General features: G+C 57.8%; 1 protein-coding gene. It reads left to right on the top strand.

The features are described 5' to 3' along the window. Positions 1–332: ImcF-related family protein (locus SLS51_RS23480; RefSeq protein ID WP_323840875.1), on the top strand; the 332-nt coding region annotated here is incomplete at both ends.

Genomic DNA, 332 nt, shown 5'->3' on the forward strand with positions numbered 1-332 from the left:
GTATCAGCGTTTCGGGCTGAATCAAAATCAGCCGCTATTGACGGCGGTGCTGCCGTATTACACCCAGATGAATAACCGGCTGATACGGGATAAGGCCGCGGCGATACTGCATCAAAAACTGAGCGCGCTGGTGAATCTGCCGCCGGGCAGCCCGCAACGGGCCCGTCAGGTGAAAGCCGCGCACAACCAGCTTAAAGCCTATCTGATGATGGCGCACCCGGAAAAAGCGGAGGCCGCGTTTTTAACCCGCGTCCTCAGTGACAATGAACCAAACCGGGCCGGTATTGCCCCCGGTGTCTGGCTGAGTGCCGCGTCGGATTTGTGGGATTTTT

This window comes from Photorhabdus africana, assembly GCF_035181445.1.
GTDB classification, from domain to species: domain Bacteria; phylum Pseudomonadota; class Gammaproteobacteria; order Enterobacterales; family Enterobacteriaceae; genus Photorhabdus; species Photorhabdus laumondii.